General features: G+C 64.0%; 18 protein-coding genes. 6 read left to right on the top strand and 12 right to left on the bottom strand.

What is annotated here, in order from left to right:
* Positions 1-8: 8 nt before the first annotated feature.
* Positions 9-572, top strand: coding sequence for an alkyl hydroperoxide reductase subunit C (gene ahpC / locus RAM80_RS03140; RefSeq protein WP_027977611.1), 564 nt, complete (start codon positions 9-11; stop codon positions 570-572).
* 116 nt (positions 573-688) lie between these two features.
* On the top strand, positions 689-2251 hold the full coding sequence (ahpF, locus tag RAM80_RS03135) for an alkyl hydroperoxide reductase subunit F (protein WP_416424777.1): 1563 nt from the start codon (positions 689-691) through the stop codon (positions 2249-2251).
* Between the two features lie 823 nt (positions 2252-3074).
* Here the strand turns inward: ahpF and gloA are convergent.
* The 12 genes from gloA to RAM80_RS03075 form a co-directional block, all read right to left on the bottom strand.
* A complete protein-coding gene (gene gloA, locus RAM80_RS03130; protein WP_416424776.1) occupies positions 3075-3593 on the bottom strand; it encodes a lactoylglutathione lyase in 519 nt (172 codons plus the stop codon).
* Between the two features lie 258 nt (positions 3594-3851).
* A complete protein-coding gene (locus tag RAM80_RS03125) occupies positions 3852-4217 on the bottom strand; it encodes a histone-like nucleoid-structuring protein, MvaT/MvaU family (protein ID WP_416424775.1) in 366 nt (121 codons plus the stop codon).
* Positions 4218-4597: 380 nt separating this feature from the next.
* Positions 4598-5536, bottom strand: coding sequence for a carbohydrate kinase family protein (locus tag RAM80_RS03120; protein WP_416424774.1), 939 nt, complete (start codon positions 5534-5536; stop codon positions 4598-4600).
* Positions 5537-5553: 17 nt separating this feature from the next.
* Positions 5554-7020 (bottom strand): xylulokinase, encoded by a 1467-nt coding sequence (gene xylB / locus RAM80_RS03115; protein ID WP_416424773.1) that lies wholly within the window; start codon positions 7018-7020, stop codon positions 5554-5556.
* Positions 7021-7024: 4 nt separating this feature from the next.
* The gene (locus RAM80_RS03110; protein WP_416424772.1) at positions 7025-8506 is read right to left on the bottom strand and encodes a mannitol dehydrogenase family protein; all 1482 of its coding nucleotides are present in this window, start codon (positions 8504-8506) and stop codon (positions 7025-7027) included.
* Between the two features lie 15 nt (positions 8507-8521).
* Entirely contained in the window at positions 8522-9625 is a 1104-nt protein-coding gene (locus RAM80_RS03105; RefSeq protein ID WP_416424771.1) for an ABC transporter ATP-binding protein, read from the bottom strand.
* 117 nt (positions 9626-9742) lie between these two features.
* On the bottom strand, positions 9743-10579 hold the full coding sequence (locus tag RAM80_RS03100; protein WP_416424770.1) for a carbohydrate ABC transporter permease: 837 nt from the start codon (positions 10577-10579) through the stop codon (positions 9743-9745).
* A 10-nt stretch (positions 10580-10589) separates the two neighbouring features.
* Complete coding sequence (locus RAM80_RS03095; RefSeq protein ID WP_416424769.1) at positions 10590-11516, bottom strand: carbohydrate ABC transporter permease; 927 nt, start codon at positions 11514-11516, stop codon at positions 10590-10592.
* Between the two features lie 69 nt (positions 11517-11585).
* Positions 11586-12905 carry an ABC transporter substrate-binding protein gene (locus RAM80_RS03090; protein WP_416424768.1) on the bottom strand — a complete coding sequence of 440 codons (1320 nt, stop codon included), beginning with the start codon at positions 12903-12905 and terminating at the stop codon, positions 11586-11588.
* A gap of 449 nt (positions 12906-13354) precedes the next feature.
* Positions 13355-14263, bottom strand: coding sequence for an AraC family transcriptional regulator (locus tag RAM80_RS03085; RefSeq protein ID WP_416424767.1), 909 nt, complete (start codon positions 14261-14263; stop codon positions 13355-13357).
* 73 nt (positions 14264-14336) lie between these two features.
* Positions 14337-15278, bottom strand: a complete 942-nt coding sequence (locus RAM80_RS03080) for a MurR/RpiR family transcriptional regulator (RefSeq protein ID WP_416424766.1) — start codon at positions 15276-15278, stop codon at positions 14337-14339.
* A gap of 145 nt (positions 15279-15423) precedes the next feature.
* A complete protein-coding gene (locus RAM80_RS03075) occupies positions 15424-15789 on the bottom strand; it encodes a response regulator (protein ID WP_416424765.1) in 366 nt (121 codons plus the stop codon).
* A 321-nt stretch (positions 15790-16110) separates the two neighbouring features.
* Here RAM80_RS03075 and RAM80_RS03070 point away from each other — a divergent pair, with 321 nt between their 5' ends.
* From RAM80_RS03070 to RAM80_RS03055, 4 genes are read left to right on the top strand one after another with little or no spacing between them, the layout of a single operon-like run.
* Positions 16111-19599, top strand: coding sequence for a response regulator (locus tag RAM80_RS03070; protein WP_416424764.1), 3489 nt, complete (start codon positions 16111-16113; stop codon positions 19597-19599).
* 34 nt (positions 19600-19633) lie between these two features.
* A complete protein-coding gene (locus tag RAM80_RS03065; RefSeq protein ID WP_416424763.1) occupies positions 19634-20455 on the top strand; it encodes a CheR family methyltransferase in 822 nt (273 codons plus the stop codon).
* The gene (locus tag RAM80_RS03060) at positions 20452-21045 is read left to right on the top strand and encodes a chemotaxis protein CheB (RefSeq protein WP_416424762.1); all 594 of its coding nucleotides are present in this window, start codon (positions 20452-20454) and stop codon (positions 21043-21045) included. Before RAM80_RS03065 ends, RAM80_RS03060 begins: the two co-directional genes overlap by 4 nt.
* A complete protein-coding gene (locus tag RAM80_RS03055; protein ID WP_416424761.1) occupies positions 21030-22211 on the top strand; it encodes an ATP-binding protein in 1182 nt (393 codons plus the stop codon). The genes RAM80_RS03060 and RAM80_RS03055 overlap by 16 nt, the downstream gene beginning before the upstream one ends.
* Positions 22212-22267 lie beyond the last annotated feature (56 nt).

Below are 22267 nucleotides of genomic sequence, written 5' to 3'. Positions count from 1 at the left end.
ATTTACTGATGCCGATCATCAACAGCCAAGTCAAACCTTTCAAAGCCCAGGCTTACCACGGCGGCAAGTTCGTAGAAGTCACCGAAGCCGATCTGAAAGGCAAATGGTCTGTCGTGTTCTTCTACCCAGCCGACTTCACCTTCGTCTGCCCAACCGAACTGGGCGACCTGGCTGACAACTACGCTCAATTCAAAGACCTGGGCGTCGAGATCTACGGCGTGTCGACCGACACCCACTTCACCCACAAAGCCTGGCACGACACCTCGGAAACCATCGCCAAGATCCAGTACCCACTGATCGGCGACCCGACCCACGTCATCTCGCGCAACTTCGACGTGCTGATCGAAGAAGCCGGTATCGCTGACCGTGGCACCTTCGTGATCAACCCAGAAGGCCAGATCAAAATCGTCGAGCTGAACGACGGCGGCGTTGGCCGTGACGCTTCCGAGCTGCTGCGCAAGGTCAAGGCTGCCCAGTACGTCGCTGCCCACCCAGGCGAAGTCTGCCCAGCCAAGTGGAAAGAAGGCGAAGCCACCCTGGCTCCATCGCTGGACCTGGTCGGCAAGATCTAAGACCTCATGACGATGATGAGTGGCGTCATCGCGTAACACCATCATCGCCCTGAAAGCGCCCGGGCGAATTCGCCCGGGCGTTGTTTTTTATACCGTATTGAAAAGGAATCGCCCGCATGTTGGACGCCAATCTTAAAGCCCAGTTGAAGTCGTACCTGGAACGGGTCACCCAACCGATCGAGATCGTCGCGTCCCTTGATGACGGCGCGAAATCCCAGGAATTGCTCAACCTGCTGCGTGACATCCAGGCCCTGTCGGACAAGATCACGCTGCTGGACAACGGCAACGACGCCCGCAAGCCGTCGTTCTCGATCAACCGCCCTGGCGCGGATATCAGCCTGCGTTTCGCTGGTATCCCCATGGGCCACGAATTCACCTCGTTGGTGCTGGCCCTGCTGCAAGTGGGTGGCCACCCTTCGAAAGCGAGCGCCGAGGTCATCGAACAGATCGCCGGGCTCAAGGGTGAATTCAACTTTGAAACCTACTTCTCGCTGTCCTGCCAAAACTGCCCGGACGTGGTCCAGGCCCTGAACCTGATGGCCGTGCTCAACCCCAACGTGCGCCACGTGGCCATCGACGGCGCGTTGTTCCAGGCCGAAGTCGACGCCCGCCAGGTGATGGCGGTGCCCAGCCTGTACCTCAACGGCGAAGTGTTCGGCCAGGGCCGCATGGGCCTGGAAGAAATCCTCGCCAAGATCGACACCAGCGCCGGCGACAAGGCGGCCGAGAAGCTCAACGCCAAGGACGCCTTCGACGTGCTGGTCGTGGGCGGTGGCCCAGCCGGCTCCGCAGCGGCCATCTACGCCGCGCGCAAGGGCATCCGCACCGGTGTTGCTGCCGAGCGCTTTGGTGGCCAGGTGCTGGACACCATGGCCATCGAGAACTTTATCTCGGTGCAGCACACCGAAGGCCCGAAACTGGCCGTGGCGCTGGAAGAGCACGTCAAGGAATACGACGTGGACATCATGAACCTGCAACGCGCCGAAGCCCTGATCCCGGGCAAGGACGGCCAGCTGCATGAAGTACGCTTCGCCAGCGGCGCGAGCCTCAAGGCCAAGACCGTGATCCTGGCCACCGGCGCGCGCTGGCGCGAAATGAACGTGCCGGGCGAGCAAGAGTACCGCAACCGCGGCGTGGCCTACTGCCCGCACTGCGACGGTCCGCTGTTCAAGGGCAAGCGCGTGGCGGTGATCGGTGGCGGCAACTCCGGTGTCGAGGCGGCCATCGACCTGGCGGGCATCGTTGCCCACGTGACCCTGTTGGAGTACGACGGCCAGCTGCGCGCCGACGCCGTGTTGCAACGCAAGCTGCACAGCCTGCCCAACGTCACCGTGATCACCAGCGCCTTGACCAGCGAAGTGACCGGCGATGGCCAGAAGGTCAATGGCCTGCGCTACAAGGATCGCCAGACCAGCGAAACCCACACCGTGGAGCTGGAAGGTATCTTCGTGCAGATCGGCCTGTTGCCCAACACCGATTGGCTCAAGGGCACCATCGAGCTGTCGCCGCGTGGTGAGATCATGGTGGATGCGCGTGGGGAGACTGACCTGCCGGGTATCTTTGCGGCGGGTGACGTGACCACTGTGCCGTTCAAGCAGATCGTGATTGCGTTGGGTGAGGGGGCCAAGGCGTCGTTGGCGGCGTTTGATCACCTGATTCGGACTTCTGCGCCGGCCTGATTTTTCTGGCCGAAAAAAAAGCCCGCTGGCCGTAAGGTCTGCGGGCTTTTTTAATCCCCGCAGAACTCGAAAACGCCGCGAACTGCGTTTGATCTTGATCCCGTGAGGCCTTTGATCTTGATTGTGTGCCCCATAAAGCGCCAGGGCCGACTGGAGGCGTTGGCCAAGCGGGCTGAGGCGTAGCCGAAGAAGACGGAACCGGAGGCGCTTCTATTCCGGGCCGTCGGCCGCTTGGGCGACGCCGGAGGGAGGGGACCCGCAGCGGAGCGGAGGGACCAAGCAGGGGCAAGCCTTTTTTGCTTACTTTTTGTGGCGTTTGACAAAAAGTGAGCCGGCGTAAGGCCGGAAAGGTGATTCTGCATCACCCTTGGTAATGGATATGTTCACGATATGTGGATCCCGCTTTTGAGGGTTTCGAACATATCCATTTTCGTGGTGCGACTACCGACCGTTTCGCCCTTACGGCGACTCACTTTTTTTCGAACGCCAAAAAAAGTAAGCAAAAAACGCTTGCCCCTGCTTGGGCCCTCCGCTGCGCTACGGGTCCCCTCCTTCCGGCGCCGCTCAACGGGCAGACGGCACCCGCTATAGAAGCCTGCGGGTTACCGTCTCTTCGGCCTGCGGCCTCGGCCCTTCGGGCAGCCCGTTGAGCGACGCCTCCAGTCGGCCCGGGCGCTTTACGGGGCATACAATCAAGATCACAAGCAAGATCAAGATCAAAAGCCAGATCAAGATCACAAGCCAGATCAAGATCACAAGCCAGATCAAGATCACAAGCAGATCACAAGCAGATCACACGCGCCTGCGCTGCGCTGGGCAGGGCTTAGAAGTTCGGCTGGATGATCTCGACCCAGTACGCATCCGGGTCCTTGATGAACGCAATGTTTTTCATGCGCCCATCAGTCAAACGCTTCTGGAAGTCCACGCCCAGCGCTTCAAAGCGCTCGCAGGCCGCCTGAATGTCAGGCACCGACACGCAGATGTGACCAAACCCACGCGGGTCGGTGTTGCCGTTGTGGTAGGCGAAGTCGGCGTCGTTTTCGGTGCCGTGGTTGTGGGTCAGTTCCAGGATGCCAGGCATCGACTTCATCCAGGTGTGGCGCTGGGCGTCGTCGGCGGGGATCTGGGCCTTGTCCACCAGGGCCAGGAAGTACAGGCTGAATTCGGCTTCCGGGAAGTCGCGTTTTTCCACCAGGCTGAAGCCCAGCACGCGGGTGTAGAAGTCCAGCGACTTCTCGATGTTCTTCACGCGCAGCATGGTGTGGTTGAAGACGAAGTTGCGGGTGGCGGCATCCGGTTCGGCGGTAACGCCGGGGAAGGTGTTCAAGTCGTGCAGGCTCATGGGAACTCCAGAACAGGGAATATGAATAACGGCGCCACAACCCGATTGTGCCGCCGTGGGGAGATAAGAGTTCTTGTAAGACCTGCCATGATACGCAACTGTCGCGCCCAGGCCAAATGCCAGGTGGGGAAATAGCAAATCGCAGGCAATAAGAAGCCCGCCGAAGCGGGCATTGGGGCGCTAGTCCATTAGCAGATTCCATCGTGGAAGATCCGCTGTGAAAATCCTGTGAAAAAAAATGCCCCGGCTCACCTTTCGTCAGCCGCGCAGCCAGCCTTCCACCGTGTCACGCCCGTACTGCAATTTCCACGCCTTGAGGCCACGGTGGTTGCCGCCCTTGGTCTCGATCAGCTCGCCGGTATGAGGGTTCTCGTAGACCTTCACCGCGCGAGGCCGGCGATGGGCGCGCACGTGCTGGAACGGCAGGCGTGGCTCGTTGCGAGTAGGGTCGAGAATGGCGATGACGTCACGCAGCCCCTTGCCGTACTCGAGCATCAACTCCTGCAACTTGTGCTCGAATTCAATCTCCTTTTTCAGGCCTGCATCGTTCTTCAGGGTTTCCAGCTGGGCCAGCTGGGCCTGAAGGGCTCTTTCGGCGGCGCGGAACTCGGCGAGTCTGGACACTTTTTTATTCTCCAATCATCTATTTGAACCGCTCGGGCGCCACTGGCCTTGCCACGCTGCCCGGGGGTAACTTTCACTATCAGGAAATTGATAAGTCGCTGGCTCTGCGGAAACAGAGAATAGTGGCAGGCCGTGCCGCTGTAAATGGTCTGCTTCAATGTTTTGTGCGAATAGCGAATTGATTTAGTGTGCTGCGGGAGAGGGCGAAGGGTTCATTTTGGTGCAAATGTAGGACGTCAAGTTTTGAAGTTTCCGATAACTTTGTAAGAACTTTCCTAAGGCTTTCGGAAAGTTCGCAAGAAGGTGTTAATCAATAAGTACATGCGCAACATGAAACATGGGGTTGCCCGGGGAACGGGAGCCCCCGGGGCGTGGGCAGGTCAGGGCAGCTGGCGGCGATAGGGTAGGTCCGGCCCGACCTTGGCACAGGTCAGCGCCGCAGCCTGGGTGGCGAACTGCAGGATTGCGTGTAATTGTTCGCGGCTGAGTTGGGCAAGGCCCTGGGGCGAATCCAGCTGGTGTTCGGCCAGCCAGGCCAGCAGGGCCGCCTGGAAGGTGTCGCCGGCGCCCACGGTGTCGGCCATGGCCACGTTTTGCGCTGGCACGCTCAATTCGCCGTGCTGGCGGCTGTACAGGCTGGCGCCGTCGGCGCCGCGGGTGACGAACACCAGTTGGCAGCGTTCGTTGAGCCATTGGGCGGCAATCTCGTCGGGTGCCTGGTCCGGATACAGCAGCGCCAGGTCCTCGGCGCTGACCTTGATCAGGTGCACCAGGCTGGCAAATTCGCCGATGCGTCGCCGCCACAGGCCGATGTCGGGTGCCGGGTTGAGGCGCACGTTGGGGTCCAGGCTGATCAGGCGCTGGTCGTGCTCGCGCCGGGCCAGGGCCAGCAGGGTACTGCCCACCGGTTCCACCACCAGCGAGAACGAGCCGAAGTGCAGGCCATGCACGCTGTCGTCCAGGGCGGGCAGGTGCGCCAGGGTCAGCAGCCGGTCGGCGCAGCCCTGGCCGCGGAAGCTGTACTGCGGCGTGCCGTCACTGCCCACGGCGACCATGGCCAGGGTGGTGGGCGCGTCAAAGTCGTGCAGGTAGCGGTCGGCCACGCCTTCGCCGGCCAACACCGTGCGCAGCCGTTGCCCCAGGAAATCCTGGGACACCCCCGCCAGCAGCGCCGCCGGCACGCCCAGGCGCGCCAGGCCCACCGCCACGTTGAACGGCGAACCACCGGCCACCGCCTCGTAGCCCAGGCGCGCGGCCTGGCCGAAACGGTCTGGCTCGCAGAAGAAATCGAACAGCGCTTCGCCACATACCAGATACATGATGCCTCCCTATGAATTCACAGCGCTTCGAGGCGCTGACGATAGTGCCGGTACACCTGCTCGTAGGCCTGCACGTTGGCGGCGATGGGCTGCGCGCCCTGGGCAGGGTCCAGTTGCACGCAGCGCTGGCACAGGCTGGCCAGCTCGCCGGCGCCGTCGCACCAGGCGGCCTGGATGGCTGCGCCCAGGGCGGCGGCCTCGGTGTGCCGGGGGCAGGTGACCTCGGTGTTCATGATGTCGGCCACCAGCTGCCGCCACACCGCGCTGCGCGCGCCGCCGCCGATCAGGCGGATACTGTGGCTGGCCAGGCCCCCTGCGCGCAATAGGTCCAGGCCATAGCGCAGGCCGAAGGTGGTGCCTTCCACCGCCGCCCGGCACAGGTTGGCGGCGTTCAGGTTGGCCGCGGTCAGGCCCTGCAGGCTGCCGGTGGCCAGGGGCAGGGCGGGCACGCGCTCGCCGTTGAGGAAGGGCAGCATCAGCACGCCGTCGGCGCCGATGGGGGCCATCTCGACCTGGCGGTTGAAGGCCTCGATGCTCAGCGCGAACAGCTCGCGCACGGCGCTGGTGACGTTGGTCAGGTTCATGGTGCAGATCAGCGGCAGCCAGCCGCCGCTGGAAGAGCAGAAGGTCGCCACCTCGGGCTCGGGGCTCACCGTGGGCTCGGCGCTGTAGGCGTAGACCGTGCCGGACGACCCCAGGCTCATGGTCACCACGCCCGGCTGGATGTTGCCGGTGCCCAGGGCGCCCATCATGTTGTCGCCGCCGCCACTGGCCACCCGCACTTGGGGGCTCAGGCCCAGGCGCCGCGCCACCTCGGGCAGCAGCGTGCCGACGCTGTCACGCGGGCCGATCAGTTCCGGCAGCGCCTGTTGCAGGCGGCCGTCGGGGTCGATGTCGCGCAGCAGTTGCAGGTCCCACTGGCGGTTGCGCACGTCGAAATAGCCGGTGCCGGAGGCGTCGCCGTATTCGGCGCAGGCGCGGCCGGTGAGCCAGAAGTTCAAATAGTCATGGGGCAGCAGGATGCGCGCGATGCGGCGGAACACCTCGGGGTGTTCCTCACGGGTCCACAGCAGCTTGGACACGGTGTAGCCGGGGGCGATGGCCACGCCCAGGCGGTCGAGCGAGCCCTGGGGGCCGCCCAGGTGGTCGAGCAGGCGCTGGTTCTGCACGGTGGATTCGGTGTCGCACCACAGCTTGGCCGGGCGCAGCACCTGGCCGCTGGCGTCCAGCAGTACCAGGCCATGCTGTTGCCCGGACACGCCCAGGCCGCGCACCTGCTGGCCGTCGACGCCGGCCTCGGCCAGGGCCTGGGCCACCGCCGTGCACAGGGCGTCCACCCACTGCGCCGGGTCCTGCTCGCGGCGGCCGTTGGCGCCACTGATCATGTCGTGGTGCGCGCTGCCCTGGCCCAGCACCTGGCCGCTGGCCGGGTCCAGCAACAGCGCCTTGGTGCCTTGGGTGCCGCAGTCGATGCCCAGGTACATAGGCTTACTCCTCGTAGCTGAGCAGGCGTTCCAGGGTCTTGTCGACCCCCAGTTGGCGCAGGTGCTTGAGCTGGTTCTCGAAGGCCGCGACGAAGGCCGCCGACTGCGGGATGGCCTTGCCGAAAATCTCCTCCACGCCCAGCAGGCGCTGGGTCAGCATCACGTCGTCGGCCACCAGCGCCTGGCAGAACTCGGCGCGCGGGTCGGGGATCTTGAAGTGCGTGCCGTTTTCATCCACGCCCTTGAGGTACAGGGCCCAGGCGGCCACCACCAGGGCGGCGCGGTCCAGCCCGGCGCCTGCCTCGATGAGCTTGTTGATCGTGGGCACGGTGAACTTGGGGAACTTCGACGAGCCGTCCGAGCACACTCGCTCCAGCTGGTCGGCGATGGCCTGGTTGCTGAAGCGCTCGATCAGCGTGTCCTTGTAGCCTTCCAGGTCGATGCCGGGCACCGAGGCCAGCTGCGGGGTCACGTCGCGGTCCATGTAGGCGCGGATGTAGCGCACAAACAGTGGATCGTTCATGGTCTCGTGGACGAAGCGGTAGCCTTTCAGGAAGCCCAGGTAGGTCAGCGCCAGGTGGCTGCCGTTGAGCAGCTTGATCTTCATTTCCTCGTAGGGGGTGACGTCGTCGGTGAATTGCACGCCGACCTTTTCCCAGGCCGGCCGACCGTTGCCGAACTTGTCTTCCAGCACCCACTGCACGAAGGGCTCGCACACCACCGGCCAGGCGTCGTCGACACCATGCTGCTCCAGCAACTGGCGCTTGTGGGCGGCGCTGGTCATGGGCGTGATGCGGTCGACCATGGCGTTGGGGAAACTCACGTGGCGGTCGATCCAGTCACGCAGGGCCGGCTCGCGCAGGTCGGCGAAGGCCAGCAGGGTCTTGCGCGCCACGGCGCCGTTGTGCGGCAGGTTATCGCAGGACATCACCGTGAAGGCCGGGGTGCCGGCGTCGCGGCGCCGGGCCAGGGCCGCGCAGAGGAAACCGAACACCGTGCGGGGCGCGTCGGGGTGGGCCAGGTCGTGCTGGATGGCCGGCAGGTGGGCCATGAACTCGCCGGTGCTGTCGTCGATGCAGTAGCCGCCTTCGGTGATGGTCAGCGAGACGATGCGAATGGCCGGGTCGGCCAGCTTGTCGATCAGCGCCTGGGGGCTGTCCTCGCCCAGCAGCATGCCGCTGATGGCGGCGATCACCCGCACTTCATGGCCAGTGCCGTCGCCCAGTTCCACCAGGGTGTAGAGCGAGTCCTGGGCCTTGAGCGCGTCGTGCATGGCGCGGTCGTCGCTGCGCAGCCCGGCGCCGCAGATGGCCCAGTCCAGGCCTTCGCCGGTGTTCATCAGGGCGTCGGTATAGAACGCCTGGTGGGCGCGGTGGAAACCGCCCACGCCGATGTGGACGATGCCCTGGCGGGTGGTGGCCTGGGCGTAGGCGGGGCGCTTGATGTGCGCGGCCAGTTTGTCGAGGTTGTCGCGGGTCAGTTTCATCGGTACGGGTCCTCGTCAGGCCGCGGCCAGCAGCGGCTTGGCCACGGCGATGCCCTGGGCATCGAACAGGTGGCAATGGGTGGGGTTGAGGTACAGGTTCAGGCGCTCGCCGTACTGGCTGGCCAGGTCGCCGCGAATGCGCAGGGTCAGCGGCTCGCCGGAGTCGGTGACCACGTGGCAGAAGGTGTCGCTGCCCAGGCGCTCGCCGACGTCGGCGGTCACCGCCAGGCCGGGCTGGCCGGGCTGCGCCAGTTCCAGGTGTTCGGGGCGGATGCCCAGGGTCACCTCGCTGCCCACGCTGAGGCTGGCGCTGCTGCGCGGCAGGCTGATACGCGTGCCGGCGGCCAGTTCCACTTCGCAGCCCTGGCTGTCGACGCGGCTGACGCGGCCCTTGAGGAAGCCCATCTTCGGCGTGCCGAGGAAGCCGGCCACGAACAGGTTGGCCGGATGGTGGTACAGCTCCAGCGGCGAGCCCACCTGCTCGATGCGCCCGGCGCTGAGCACCACCACCTTGTCGGCCAGGGTCATGGCCTCCACCTGGTCGTGGGTGACGTAGATCATGGTGGCCTGCAGCTCCTTGTGCAGCCGCGCCAGTTCCAGGCGCATCTGCACCCGTAGGGCGGCGTCGAGGTTGGACAGCGGTTCGTCGAACAGGAAGATCCGCGGGTTGCGCACGATGGCCCGGCCGATGGCCACGCGCTGGCGCTGGCCGCCCGACAGCTGCTTGGGCTTGCGCTCCAGCAGCGGCGCCAGTTCGAGGATGCGCGCAGCCTCGTCGACCTTGCGCTGCACCTCGGCCTTGTCGGCGCCGGCCAGGTCGAGGGCGAACGACATGTTCTTGCGTACGCTCATGTGCGGGTACAGGGCGTAGGTCTGGAACACCATGGCCAGGTCGCGCTTGGCCGGGCTGACCTGGGTGATGTCGCGGCCGTCCAGCTCGATGGTGCCGCTGGTGACTTCTTCAAGGCCGGCGATGAGGCGCAGCAGCGTGGACTTGCCGCAGCCCGAGGGGCCGACGAACACCACGAATTCCTTGTCGTTCACCTGCAGGTCGATGCCCTTGATGATGGACAGGCCCTCGAAGCCCTTTTGCAGGTTTTTTATTTTCAATGTGGCCATGACATTACTCCTGGCAGTCTGAATGTGTGGGAGCTGGCTTGCCAGCGAGCTGTTTGGGGCCTGAAAGGCTCGCTGGCAAGCCAGCTCCCACAGAGAATTCCAGCAATAGTCGGAACATCATTTGACGGCACCGAAGGAAAGGCCGCGCACCAGCTGCTTCTGGCTGATCCAGCCAAATATCAGGATCGGCGCACACGCAAGCGTCGACACCGCCGACAACTTGGCCCAGAACAAACCTTCGGGGCTTGAGTACGAGGCAATCAGCGCCGTCAAGGGCGCGGCGTTCGAACTGGTCAGGTTCAACGACCAGAACGCCTCGTTCCAGCACAAAATCAACGACAGCAGCAGCGTCGAGGCCAGGCCGCCCTTGCTGATGGGCAGCAGCACCCGCACCATTTCCTGCAGCAAGGTGGCACCGTCCAGCCGCGCCGCTTCGAGGATGTCGCGGGGAATGTCCTTGAAGTAGGTGTACACCATCCACACCACGATCGGCAGGTTGATCAGGGTGTAGATCACGATCAGCACCAGCTTGCTGTCCAGCAGGCCGAAACCCTTGGCCAGCAGGTAGATGGGCATCAGCACGCCCACCGGCGGCAGCATCTTGGTGGACAGCATCCACAGCAGCGTCTGCTTGGTGCGCTTGGTCTCGTAGAAGGCCATGGAGTAGGCCGCCGGCACCGCGATCAGCATGCACAACAGGGTGGCGCTGAAGGAAATCAGCACCGAGTTCCCGGCGAAGTGGAAGTAGTCACTGCGCTCCTGGATGTGGATGTAGTTCTCCAGCGTCGGCGTGAAGATGAACTGCGGCGGCGTGGCGAACGCGTCGATCTCGGTCTTGAAGCTGGTCAGCACCATCCAGAAGATGGGGAAGAACAGCAGCAGGGCGATGGCCCAGGCCAGCAGGCCCAGCAGCACGCTTTGCAGGCGCCGGTGTTGCTTGAGTGTGAGGGTCATGGCGCGGGCCTCAAGGCTGGTCGGTAAGATTTTTGCCGATCATCCGCACCAGGATGATGGCGGCGATGTTGGCGATCACCACGGCGATCAGGCCACCGGCCGAGGCCATGCCCACGTCGAACTGCACCAGGGCCTGGTTGTAGATCAGGTAGGCGAGGTTGGTGGAGGCAAAGCCCGGGCCGCCGTTGGTGGTGGTGAAGATCTCGGCGAACACCGACAGCAGGAAGATGGTCTCGATCATCACCACCACCGCAATCGGCCGGGCCAGGTGCGGCAGGGTCAGGTGCCAGAAAATCGCTACCGGCCCGGCACCGTCCAGGCGCGCGGCCTCTTTCTGTTCCTGGTCCAGGGACTGCATGGCGGTCATCAGCAGCAGGATGGCGAACGGCAGCCACTGCCAGCTGACAATGATGATGATCGACAGCAGCGGGTAATTGGCCAGCCAGTCGATGGGCTGCGCGCCGAAGTACCGCCACAGGTCGGCGAGGATGCCCGACACTGGGTGGAAGATCAGGTTCTTGAACACCAGCGCGCCCACCGTGGGCATGATGAAGAACGGCGAGATCAATAGCACCCGCACGATGCCGCGGCCGAAAAACTCGCTGGCCTCCAGCAGCGCGGCAATCAGCACGCCCAGCACCACGCTGATCAGCAGCACGCTGCCCACCAGCAACAGGGTGTTGGTCATGCCGGGGATAAAGCCCTCGTCGGTGAAGAAGAACTGGAAGTTGCCCAGGCCGGTGAAGGTCTTCTCGCCGCCGTCCAGCAGGTTATAGCGCATCAGCGAGAAGTAGACGGTCATGGCCAGCGGCACGATCATCCACAACAGCAGCAGCGCTACCGAAGGGGTGACCAGGAACCAGCCGGGGTTGTTCAGGCGGCGCTTGCCCAGGTCTTGATGGGCCTGGGACTGCGCCTTGGCAGTGGACGTGCTCATGATAGGTACCTTGAAAGGCTGGCCAGCCCCGGGGCAGGGCTGGCCATCGCAGGCCGGTGGCTGGGGGCGCTACTTGGGATAGCCCGCGCGCTTCATTTCACGCTCGGTGGTCGACTGTGCGTCGGCCAGGGCTTTCTCCACCGTGCTGGTGCCCACCAGGGCGCCGGCGAACAGCTTGCCCACCTGGGTGCCGATGCCCTGGAATTCAGGGATGGTCACCAACTGGATGCCCACGTAGGGCACGGGCTTGGCCGACGGGCTTTTCGGGTCCACGGTCTTCAGCGATTCCAGGGTGATCTTCGCGAACGGCGCAGCCTTCATGTAGGCATCGCTGTAGGTGGAGGCGCGGGTGCCTGGCGGCACGTTGCTGATGCCGTCCTTGTCGGCCACAAGCTTGGCGTAGGCCTGGGAGGTGGCCCACTGGGTGAACGTGCTGGCGGCGTCCTTGGCCTTGGAGCTGGTGGGAATGGCCAGCGCCCAGGAATACAGCCACGCCGAGCCCTTGTCGGTTTTCTCGTGCGGTGCGTAGGTGAAGCCGACGTTGTCGGCGACCTTGCTCTGGCTCTTGTCGGTGACAAACGAGCCGGCCACGGTGGCGTCGACCCACATGGCGCACTTGCCGCTGTTGAACAGCGCCAGGTTCTCGTTGAAGCCGTTGCTGGAGGCGCCGGGCGGCCCGTACTTCTTCATGGTGTCGACGTAGAAGGTCAGCGCGCCGGTCCATTCCGGGCCGGTGAATTCAGGCTGCCATTTCTCGTCGAACCAGCGCCCGCCCCAACTGTTGGCCAGGGTGGTGATCAGCGCCATGTTCTCGCCCCAGCCGGCCTTGCCGCGCAGGCAGATGCCGTACTGGCCCTGGTCGGGCTTGTTGAGCCTGGCGGCAAACTCGCCCATCTGCGTCCAGGTGGGGTGCTCGGGCATGGTCAGCCCGGCGGCCTTGAACAGATCGGTGCGGTAGTAGGTCATCGAGCTTTCGGCGTAGAAGGGCAGGGCGTACAGCGTGCCCTTCACGGAGAGGCCGTCGCGCACCGAGGGGAACACGTCGTCCAGGTTGTAGTCGGCAGGCAGGTCCTTCATCGGTTCCAGCCAGCCCTTGGCGCCCCACAGTGCCGCTTCGTACATGCCAATGGTCAGCACGTCGAACTGGCCACCCTGGGTGGCAATGTCAGTGGTCAGGCGTTGGCGCAGCACGTTTTCTTCCAGCACCACCCATTTGAGCTTGATGTCGGGGTGCTGTTCCTCGAAGGTTTTCGACAGCCGCTGCATGCGGATCATGTCGCTGTTGTTGACGGTGGCGATGGTCAGCGTCTGGTCGGCGTGGGCCGTGACGCAGAGCCCCAGCAGGGCGGCGAGGCTGGCGCGGGCAAGCAGGATTCTGGGCGTCGACATTACACACTCCTCTTCGGTGCCCGGTGGGCACGAAGCCTGGTTATTGTTGTTGTGTCTTCCTGAAGCGTGGGAAGCAGCTGGGATTGATTACAGACCCAAAATGGGTTGGTTACAAATCCTTGGAGGCAGTGGCGTCTGTACTATTTTGCACTTGGCGCGAGGTTTGTTGGGTTCTTGAGATCGAGCGCCGCCCGCGCGGCGCATCGCGACCAAGGTCGGCTCCTACGTCTGTTTCGGGCCAGTCTTGTCTGTGGGATCGCCGCGACCGCCTTGTTGGTGGCACCACAAATCGGCAGTAAACAACCAGGGCGGACAAGGCAATGGTCCTGGCGTAATTGGCCCGAAACAGACGGTAGGAGCCGACCTTGGTCGCGATGCGCCGCGCGGGCAGCGCTCGATTTCATGAACGCGAAAAAAACCAAGGCATGCCCATCGAAACCAACACGCTCTCAAGCCCCCAGGTTCTGCTCGGTCAGGCGCTGCACCGCCAGCCGCCGGTAATGGCTGGGGGTCATGCCCTTGAGCTGCTGGAAGCGGCGGTTGAAGTTGGAGATGTTGTTGAAGCCCGACTCGAAGCACACGTCGGTCACCGGCTTGTCGCCATCGGCCAGCAGCTCGCAGGACTTGCTGATGCGCAGGCGGTTGACGAATTCCACGAAGCAGCGCCCGGTGGCCTGCTTGAACACCCGGGAAAAATACGTGGGTTTCATGCCCAGGTACTGCGCCACTTCCTCCAGCGGCAGCTCGCGGCCGTAGTGGCTGAAGATATAGTCAACCGCGCGGTTGGTGCGGTCGATGCTGTGTTCGTCGGCCAGCTGCGGCGAGTTGCCGTCCGACAGCAGCTGGTAGTCCTCGCAGGCGGCCAGCAGCTCCATCAGGATCAGGAAGTGCCCCAGGCGGCTCACGCCACGGCTGTCGGCGATGCGCTGCATCAATTCGGTGGCCTGGGCCAGGGTGTGCGGGCAACGGAACTCGATGCCGTGGCGGGCGCGCTCCAGCAGCGGGCCCAGGGTTTTCAGCTCGCTGAACACCGGCAGGGCACTGTCGAACAGCTCGTCGGTGAAATTCACCAGCATGTCGCGCTTTTCCACCACCTGGTCGGGCTCCACCTGGCTGATCCAGTTGTGGGGCAGGTTGGGGCCGGTGAGAAACAGGCTATTGGCGGTGAAATTGCCGATGTAGTCGCCGATGAACACCTTGCCGGCGCTGGCGACGATCAGGTGCAGCTCGTATTCCTTGTGGAAGTGCCAGCGCACCAGCGGGCAGGGAAAGCCGTGCTGGCGGTAGATGATCGACAGGCCTTCGTGATCGTCCATCAGCTCGTAGGACGGATCGGTGATTCTGCTGGGTCGGGTCATGCCTTGGCCGCTTATTGTTGTTTGCCAGGGGCTGCCAGAGTAATCAAACCGCTGCGGGCGGCGCAATGGCCGGTCAGCCGGCCGGGTCGCTGCCGGTACGCTGGATATAGGCCAGGGCGTCCTCGGCCAGGCGGATGGACTCGTTCACCGGCTCATGGTTGCGCAGGCGCACGGCGGTGGCCAGCGCCTCGATGACCGCCACCAGGGCCACCTTGGAGTTGCGCAGCACCGGGTGCTGGGGCGAGGCGTACAGGCAGTGGTCGGCGATGTCCACCAGGGGCGAGGCGGGCGAGTCGGTAATGGCCAGCACTGTGGCGCCGCGGCCCACGGCGTATTGGGCCATGCGCAGGGTGTCGCGGGTATAGGGCGGCAAGGCCAGGGTCAGCAGCACGTCGCCTTCGCTGATGGTGGCCAGACGGTAGGTGGCGTTTTCGCTGCCGCCTTCCATGTTCAGGGTGATCACGTGGGCGCAATGGGGAATCAGGCAACTGGCCGCCAGCCCGGCCAGGTAGTGGCTGTTGCCGAAGCCCAGGATATACAGGTTGGTGGCCTGGCTGATGGCCGTCACCAGGGCCTCGAACTGCGCATCGTCGTTGGCGTTGAGCACGGCCTCCAGGTTGCCGTTGCTCAGGCGCACCTGCTGGCTCAGGTCAAAGCCGCGCTCGGGGTGGTGGGCCACCTCGTGCTGCACCAGGTCGGCCGGCGACACCAGCTGCAGCAAATGCCGCACCAGGGCCTCGCGCAGGCCGGTAAAGCCGTTGTAGCCCATGTGGTTGGCCAGGCGGTTGACCGCGGCCGTGGAGGTATGGGCGCCTTCGGCCATGCGCTCGATGTTCAGGGTCGGCGACAGCCAGGGGTTCTGCAAAATGAAATACGCGACCTTGAACAGCGCGGTCTGTTTTTCCTCGCTGGCGCCACCGCGGTGTCGCAACTGCTCCGCCACCAGGATGACCTGTTGCATGAAAGGGGTGTTGTAGACCTTGTGCGACAGGTCGGGTGGGTTGATGTCCGTCATGGTGGCAGCGTCCCTGGGGGTAGGAGGAGCGACAGGCGTTTTGGATTATTCCGAAAGTGTAGGCGGGTTTTGAAAACTCGGATCCAACTTTCAAGAAAATCGTTTGCGTGCCGATTACCCTTTTAGACGCTGCCGGCAGATCAACTCAGGGCTGGGCGAGCACGGCCTTGACCTTGTCGCGCAGCTGGTCGATGGAGAAGGGCTTGCCGATCATGTGCATGCCAGCGGGCAGGTCGATGTTTTCGGCGTAGCCGCTGGCGAACAACACGGGCAGGGCGGTGCGCAGCTCGCGGGCTTGTTTGGCCAGCGCCGTGCCTTCCATGTCCGGCAGGCCCTGGTCGGTCATCATCAGGTGAATGACGTTGTCCTGGCGCAAAATCGTCAGCGCCGCCTCGGCATCGGCGGCCTCGAGCACCTGGTACTCCAGCTCCTCCAGCACATCGACGATCAGCATGCGCACGATGTCGTCGTCCTCGACGACAAGAATGGTTGGGGCGGCGGCGTTTGACATTGGAGCAGTCCTGGGCGGTGACGGAAAAGGCAGGGCGCGGCAGGCGCCGCCAGTCTTTAATGAGTAAGCAGGGGCGCCGGCAAGTTCCGTGCAACGGTTACCAAAACGCAAAAACAGTGGCACAAGGATACCGGCGTGCCACTCATATGCAAAATAATCCCGCATTTGCTGGCCAAAACCGCTGTCGCCTTCTAGAAAGCGTAAGAGAACATGGAAAGTTCCGTGCGAAATTTCTCATGTTGATGCGGGAATATTTGGATCTTCTACGTGGAATTCCGGCAAACTCTGCCGTTTTACCACCTCACCAGGGACGCAAGGGACATGAGCAAACCCTCCAGCATCGATGAGCAGAGCTTTCGCAAGCTGCTGACCCGCAACGTCAGCCTGCCCCTGGGCGTGGGCCTGCTGAGCGGCGTGGTGTTCGTCAGCATCATCGGCTACCTGATGAACACCATCGATTGGGTGGAACACACCGACCGGGTCATCAACAACGCCAACGAAATCGCCAAGCTGTCCATCGACATGGAAACCGGCATGCGCGGCTACCTGTTGACCGGCAAGGAAGACTACCTGGACCCCTTCGAGCTGGCCAAGCCGCGGCTCGCCGCCGAAGTGCCGGCGCTCAAGGAGCTGGTGGCCGACAACTCCGCCCAGGTCGACCGCCTGACCCGCGTCGCGGCGCTGCAGAAGGAGTGGATGAACTACTCCCAATCCATGATCGACATGAAGCGCAGCACCGGCGACTACTCCTCGGTGGTGCAGACTGGCCGCGGCAAGCGCCTGACCGATGCGGTGCGCGGTGAGTTCGACGACTTCCTGGCCATGGAGCACAACCTGCGCCAGCAGCGCAGCGAGGACGTGTCGCACACCATCACGATGTCGATCACCCTCTACATCGTGTTCCTGGTGCTGATCAGCGCCGTGCTGGCCTATTTCGGCCGCCGCGACATGCTCACCCTGTCCACCACCTACGCGGAAAACCTCGACGCCCAGCGCCGCAGCGCCGAACGCCTGGAAGGCCAGGCCTGGCTGCGCACCGGGCAGACCCAACTGGCCGAGCAGGTGCTGGGGCAACTGACCCTGCAAATGCTGGGGCGCAATGTGCTGCAGTTCTTCGCCAACTACCTGGGCAGCGTGGTGGCTGCGGTGTACGTGCGCGAGGAGCACGGCAGCCTGCGCCGCGTGGCCAGCTATGGCTTCTCCCGCGAGCAGGAGAACCGCGACCAGGTCATCATCAACGGCGAGGGCGTGATCGGCCAGGTGGCCCAGACCGGGCGCCTGATGCGCCTGGACGAGGTGCCCCAGGACTACTTCAAGTTCACCTCCGGCCTGGGCGAGGGCCTGCCGCACAGCGTGCTGATCGTGCCCACCCACAATGACGACGGTATCAATGGCGTGGTGGAGCTGGGCTTCCTGCGCCCCCTGAGCGACCGCGACGTGGAACTGCTGGAGCTGCTGGCCAGCAACATGGGCACCTCCATCGAGGCTGCGCGCTACCGCCAGCGCCTGCAGGAAGTGCTGGCCGAGACCCAGCAGCTCAACGAAGAGCTGCAAGTGCAGCAGGAAGAGCTGAAAACCGCCAACGAAGAGCTGGAGGAACAGTCGAGGGTGCTCAAGGAGTCCCAGGCGCACCTGGAGACCCAGCAGGCGGAACTGGAGCAGACCAACGAACAGCTGGCCGAGCGCACCGACGCCCTGGCCGAGCAGCGCGACGCCCTGGACGCCAAGAACCTGGAGCTCAACCGCGCGCAGGTGGAGCTGGAAGAGCGCGCCGAGGAGCTGCAGCGCTCCAGCAAGTACAAATCCGAATTCCTCGCCAACATGTCCCACGAGCTGCGCACGCCGCTCAACAGCTCGCTGATCCTGGCCAAGCTGCTGTCGGAGAACGCCGAGGAGAACCTCACCGGCGAGCAGGTCAAGTTCGCCGAGTCGATCTATTCCGCCGGCAACGACCTGCTGAACCTGATCAACGACATCCTCGACATTTCCAAGGTGGAAGCCGGCAAGCTCGACGTGCGCCCGGAGAACACCAGCACCGCACGCCTGGTGGACGGCCTGCGGACGATGTTCGAGCCGCTGGCCGCCGACAAGCGCCTGGACTTCTCGGTGGAGCTGCTGGACGGCGCGCCGCCCATGCTGTTCACCGACCGCCAGCGCGTGGAGCAGATCCTCAAGAACCTGCTGTCCAACGCCCTGAAATTCACCGAGCAGGGCCAGGTGACCCTCACCGTGGCGCCGCAGCCGGACAACGGCATTGCCTTCCACGTGCGCGACACCGGCATTGGCGTGGCCACCGACCAGCAACAGGCGATTTTCGAGGCCTTCCGCCAGGCCGACGGCACCACCAACCGCCGCTACGGCGGCACCGGCCTGGGCCTGTCGATTTCCCGCGACCTGGCCAACCTGCTGGGCGGCTACATCAGCGTCAGCAGCACCCTGGGCAAGGGCAGCGAGTTCACCCTGGTGCTGCCGCAACGCTACGAGGAAATGGAGCGCGACGAGGTGCACCCCGCGCCCACCGTCATTCCCGCGCCCCAGGGCGCCGCCAGCGAGCCTGCACCGGTGCTGGTGCCGGACGTGGTGATCGCGCGCTTCCCCGACGACCGCGAGAAAGGCCCGTTCGAGCGCCGCTGCATCCTGGTGATCGAGGACGAGCCGAACTTTGCGCGCATCCTCTTCGACCTCGCCCATGAACTCAATTACCACTGCCTGGTGGCCCACGGCGCCGACGAGGGCTTCAACCTGGCCGCGCAGTTCGTGCCCGACGCCATCCTGCTGGACATGCGCCTGCCCGACCATTCCGGCCTGACCGTGCTGCAGCGCCTCAAGGAACTGCCGGCCACCCGCCACATCCCGGTGCACGTGATCTCCGTGGAAGACCGCGTAGAGGCGGCCATGCACATGGGCGCCGTGGGCTACGCGGTGAAGCCCACCACCCGCGACGAGCTCAAGGACGTGTTCGCCCGCCTGGAAGCCAAGCTCACCCAGAAGCTCAAGCGTATCCTGCTGGTGGAAGACGACGACCTGCAGCGCGAGAGCATCGCCCGCTTGATCGGCGACGAGGACATCGAGATCACCGCCGTGGGCTTCGCCCAGGAGGCCCTGGACCTGCTGCGCGACAACGTCTACGACTGCATGATCATCGACCTCAAGCTGCCGGACATGCTCGGCAATGACCTGCTCAAGCGCATGTCCACCGAGGAAATCTGCGCCTTCCCGCCGGTGATCGTCTACACCGGCCGCAACATGACCCGCGACGAAGAGGCCGAGCTGCTCAAGTACTCGCGCTCCATCATCATCAAGGGCGCGCGCTCGCCAGAGCGGTTGCTGGACGAAGTGACATTATTTCTGCACAAAGTCGAATCCCAGCTGTCCCAGGAAAGACAGAAGATGCTCAAGACCGCGCGCAGCCGCGACAAGGTCTTCGAGGGCCGCAAGATTCTGGTGGTGGACGACGACGTACGCAACATTTTCGCCCTCACCAGTGCCCTGGAGCACAAGGGTGCGATCGTCGAAATCGGTCGCAACGGCCGCGAGGCCATCGACAAACTCAATGACGTGGAAGACATCGACCTGGTGCTGATGGACGTGATGATGCCGGAGATGGACGGCTACGAGGCCACCCGCGAGATCCGCAAGGACACGCGCTGGCGCAAGCTGCCGATCATCGCCGTGACCGCCAAGGCCATGAAGGACGACCAGGAGCGCTGCCTGCAGGCCGGCGCCAACGACTACCTGGCCAAGCCCATCGACCTGGACCGGCTGTTTTCCCTGATACGCGTGTGGTTGCCACAGCTGGAGCGCATTTAGTGCCACGAACCGCTAACCTGCGAGGCCGCCGTTGATGACGGTGGAGCGCAATACCGATATCGAGATCCGCTTGCTGATCGAGGCTATCTACCTCAAGTACAGCTATGATTTCCGCGACTACTCCGGCGCTTCCATCAAGCGCCGGATACACCACGCCCTGCGCCAGCTGGAGTGCAACACCATCTCGGCGCTGCAGGAGCGGGTGCTGCACGACCCCACCGCGTTCATGCAGCTGCTGCAGTACCTGACCATCCCGGTGAGCGAGATGTTTCGCGACCCCGAGCACTTCCTGGCCATCCGCCGCGAAGTGGTGCCGCTGCTGCGCACCTACCCCTCGATCAAGATCTGGATCGCCGGCTGCAGCACGGGCGAGGAGGTGTACTCCATGGCCATCCTGCTGCGCGAGGAAGGCCTGCTGGAACGCACCATCATCTACGCCACCGACATCAACCCGCAGTCCCTGGACAAGGCCAAGCAAGGTATCTACTCCATGGAAAACGTGCGCACCTACACCGAGAACTACCAGCGCGCGGGCGGCCAACAGGCGTTTTCCAACTACTACACCGCGGCCTACGGCAACGCCATCTTCGACGGCAGCCTGCGCGAGAACGTGACCTTCGCCGACCACAGCCTGGCCACCGACAGCGTGTTCTCCGAAACCCAGCTGGTGTCGTGCCGCAACGTGCTGATCTACTTCAACAAGAAGCTCCAGGACCGCGCCTTCGGGCTGTTCCACGAGTCCTTGTGCCACCGCGGCTTCCTGGTGCTGGGCAGCAAGGAGACCCTCGACTTCTCTGCCTACAGCCACAAGTTCGAAGCCCTGGCCAAGCCCGAACGGATCTACCGCAAGACATGAAAGCAGGCGCCGGGTACGCAGCGGTGGTGGTAGGCGCCTCGGCCGGCGGCGTGGAGGCGCTGCTGCGCGTGTACGGCATGCTGCCGCCAACGTTCGCGCTGCCGGTGCTGACCGTGCTGCACCTGCCCGATGACCGCCACAGCCAGCTGGCCGAGGTGTTCGCCCGGCGCATGCAACGCGCTGCCAAGGAGGCAGTGGACAAGGAAGACATACAACCAGGGATGTTCTATTTCGCCGGCCCCGGCTACCACCTGTCGGTGGAGCAGGACCGCAGCCTGTCGTTGAGCCAGGAAGACCGGGTGCACTATTCGCGCCCGGCCATCGACTTGTTGTTCGAATCGGCCGCCGATGCCTACGGCCCGCAACTGATCGGGGTGCTGCTCACCGGCGCCAATGAAGACGGTGCGCGCGGCCTGGCAACCATTGGCGAGCGCGGCGGTCTGACCATTGTCCAGGACCCGGCCGAGGCGCGCGTGGCGATCATGCCCGAAGCTGCGCTGAAGCTGCGCCGGCCCGACCATATACTCCCATTGAACGGCATAGGCTTATTGCTCGCCGAGCTGGAACAAAGCGCATGCCAAGCCCAATAAAAGCAAAACTGCTGATCGTCGACGACCTGCCGGAGAACCTGCTGGCCCTGGAAGCGCTGATCAAGGCCGACGACCGCGAGGTACACAAGGCGCTGTCGGCCGACGAAGCCTTGTCGCTGTTGCTGCAACATGAATTCGCCCTGGCCATCCTCGATGTGCAGATGCCGGGCATGAACGGTTTCGAGCTGGCCGAGCTGATGCGCGGCACCGAGAAAACCAAGAGCATTCCCATTGTCTTCGTCAGCGCCGCCGGGCGCGAGCTCAACTATGCCTTCAAGGGCTACGAGAGCGGCGCGGTGGACTTCCTGCACAAGCCGCTGGAGATTCATGCGGTTAAGAGCAAGGTCAGCGTGTTCGTCGACCTGTACTGCCAGCGCAAGATCCTCAAGGAGCAGCTCGACGCCCTGGAGCGCAGCCGCCAGGAACAGGAGGTGCTGCTGAAAAAACTGCAGGCCACCCAGAACGAACTGCAGCATGCGGTGCGCATGCGCGATGACTTCATGTCGATTGTCAGCCACGAGGTGCGCACGCCGCTCAACGGCCTGATCCTGGAAACCCAGCTGCGCAAGCTGCACCTGGCCCGGGACAACGCCGATGCCTTCACCCTGGAGAAAATGCGCGGCATGGTCGAGCGCGACGAGCGCCAGATCCAGAGCCTGATCCGCCTGATCGAGGATATGCTCGACGTGTCGCGCATCCGCACCGGCAAACTGTCCATCCGCCCCAGCGAGTTCGACCTGACGCAACTGGTGGCCAACCTGCTGGACAACTTCGCCCCACAGGTCGCCGCCGCCGAGTGCAGCATCAGCTTGCACGCCAGCGAACCGGTGGTGGGCACCTGGGACGAGTTCCGCGTGGAGCAGGTGATCTCCAACCTGGTGTCCAACGCCCTGCGCTATGGCGGCCGCGGCCCCATCGAGGTCAGCGTGTACGCGCACAAGGGCGCGGCGCTGGTGGAAGTGCGCGACCACGGCATCGGCATCAGCAAGGAGAACCAGGCGCGCATCTTCCAGCAGTTCGAGCGGGTGTCGGCCACCCACGTAGTGGCGGGGCTGGGCCTGGGGCTGTTCATTTCCGAGCAGATCGTGGTTGCCCATGGCGGCTCCATCACGGTGCAGAGCGCGCTGGGCGAGGGTTCGACGTTCATCGTCAGCCTGCCGTTGTAACAAGCGCCAGGCGGCACGCAACCTCTACGGGCGGCCACGGTCACATAGGCAGCCAA

The organism is Pseudomonas sp. App30 (assembly GCF_047947025.1).
Lineage (GTDB): Bacteria > Pseudomonadota > Gammaproteobacteria > Pseudomonadales > Pseudomonadaceae > Aquipseudomonas.
This window is presented reverse-complemented; position numbering and strand designations above follow the sequence as displayed.

Excerpts from the sequence above, each read along its gene's own strand:
- ahpC (WP_027977611.1), top strand. The coding sequence starts at position 9 with ATGCCGATCATCAACAGCCAAGTCAAACCTTTCAAAGCCCAGGCTTAC.
- ahpF (WP_416424777.1), top strand. The coding sequence starts at position 689 with ATGTTGGACGCCAATCTTAAAGCCCAGTTGAAGTCGTACCTGGAACGG.
- gloA (WP_416424776.1), bottom strand. The coding sequence starts at position 3,593 with ATGAGCCTGCACGACTTGAACACCTTCCCCGGCGTTACCGCCGAACCG.
- RAM80_RS03120 (WP_416424774.1), bottom strand. The coding sequence starts at position 5,536 with ATGTATCTGGTATGTGGCGAAGCGCTGTTCGATTTCTTCTGCGAGCCA.
- xylB (WP_416424773.1), bottom strand. The coding sequence starts at position 7,020 with ATGTACCTGGGCATCGACTGCGGCACCCAAGGCACCAAGGCGCTGTTG.
- RAM80_RS03110 (WP_416424772.1), bottom strand. The coding sequence starts at position 8,506 with ATGAAACTGACCCGCGACAACCTCGACAAACTGGCCGCGCACATCAAG.
- RAM80_RS03105 (WP_416424771.1), bottom strand. The coding sequence starts at position 9,625 with ATGGCCACATTGAAAATAAAAAACCTGCAAAAGGGCTTCGAGGGCCTG.
- RAM80_RS03100 (WP_416424770.1), bottom strand. The coding sequence starts at position 10,579 with ATGACCCTCACACTCAAGCAACACCGGCGCCTGCAAAGCGTGCTGCTG.
- RAM80_RS03095 (WP_416424769.1), bottom strand. The coding sequence starts at position 11,516 with ATGAGCACGTCCACTGCCAAGGCGCAGTCCCAGGCCCATCAAGACCTG.
- RAM80_RS03090 (WP_416424768.1), bottom strand. The coding sequence starts at position 12,905 with ATGTCGACGCCCAGAATCCTGCTTGCCCGCGCCAGCCTCGCCGCCCTG.
- RAM80_RS03085 (WP_416424767.1), bottom strand. The coding sequence starts at position 14,263 with ATGACCCGACCCAGCAGAATCACCGATCCGTCCTACGAGCTGATGGAC.
- RAM80_RS03080 (WP_416424766.1), bottom strand. The coding sequence starts at position 15,278 with ATGACGGACATCAACCCACCCGACCTGTCGCACAAGGTCTACAACACC.
- RAM80_RS03075 (WP_416424765.1), bottom strand. The coding sequence starts at position 15,789 with ATGTCAAACGCCGCCGCCCCAACCATTCTTGTCGTCGAGGACGACGAC.
- RAM80_RS03070 (WP_416424764.1), top strand. The coding sequence starts at position 16,111 with ATGAGCAAACCCTCCAGCATCGATGAGCAGAGCTTTCGCAAGCTGCTG.
- RAM80_RS03065 (WP_416424763.1), top strand. The coding sequence starts at position 19,634 with ATGACGGTGGAGCGCAATACCGATATCGAGATCCGCTTGCTGATCGAG.
- RAM80_RS03060 (WP_416424762.1), top strand. The coding sequence starts at position 20,452 with ATGAAAGCAGGCGCCGGGTACGCAGCGGTGGTGGTAGGCGCCTCGGCC.
- RAM80_RS03055 (WP_416424761.1), top strand. The coding sequence starts at position 21,030 with ATGCCAAGCCCAATAAAAGCAAAACTGCTGATCGTCGACGACCTGCCG.